This is a genomic window from Rugosimonospora africana (genome assembly GCF_016862975.1).
Taxonomy (GTDB): Bacteria; Actinomycetota; Actinomycetes; order Mycobacteriales; family Micromonosporaceae; genus Rugosimonospora; species Rugosimonospora africana.
The window spans coordinates 1-941 of sequence record NZ_BONZ01000187.1 but is presented as its reverse complement, the minus strand read 5'-3'; the positions used below and the strand labels follow the sequence as shown (position 1 = coordinate 941).

1 pseudogene is annotated in these 941 nt (G+C 68.7%); it reads left to right on the top strand.

Annotated elements, in window-relative coordinates:
* Nucleotides 1-469: 469 nt before the first annotated feature.
* Nucleotides 470-941 (top strand): annotated as a pseudogene (locus Raf01_RS49140) (hypothetical protein); the annotation flags it as partial.

Genomic DNA, 941 nt, shown 5'->3' with positions numbered 1-941 from the left:
GCCGGAGTCGGCCGACCGGGTCGGGCTGCCGGGCGATCCCGGGCGGGACGAGCCGAAGAACTGGTACGACGACGGTACCGGCGATCGCGACGGCACTCTTGATGGCCGCGGTACCGATGACGGTCGCGGTACCGACCCGCACACCACTGATTCGGACTGGTCCCAGGAGGCCGAACGCCGGTGGGGCCGTGGGCGGACCGAAGAGCCGGCGCCGTCGGAACACGACCCCGCCGCTGACACCCCGGCCGCTGACACCCCAGCCGAGTCCGACCCGACGCGGTCCGACCCGGCGCGGCAGGACCCGACTCGGTCAGACCCGAGGGGGTATGACCCGCGGTGGTCCGATCCGACCGGGCATCAGCCGGAGACGCCGGACTACGGGTACGACGAACCTCGGAATGACCACCACGTCCCGAGCGACGGCCTCGACCACTCCACGCACGACGAGATCTGGTCCGATCCGGCGTGGGTGCACGAGGGACGCCGGCCGACCCTGGAGGAGTTGGTCCCGCGCTCCGAAGAGGAAGCCGGGGCGTGGAAGAGCGAGGTCGAGCGGTACCTCGTCGAGGAGGTCACCGGTCGGACGTACGCGGGGATGCGGGTCGAGCCGGAGTACGCCCCGGAACCGGTCAACGTCTCGCGCAACGAGGTCAACATCCACCTGACCATCAAGAACAGCCGGGGTGGAGTCGGTCATATCAACTATTCGATCGAGCGTGACCAGCACGGTCACCTCGTCGCACGTCACAACCTGCTGATCATCCGGGAAACGGCACGTGGTGGGGGCTTCGCGCGGGAGTTCAACGAGCACATGGAGGGCTGGTACCGGGAGTCCGGGGTCAGTCACATCGAGTTGCACGCGTCTAAAGAGGTCGGTGGGTACGCGTGGGCTCGGGCCGGCTACGACTGGCTGCCTGGCTCGGAATTCCGCGCGGACAATG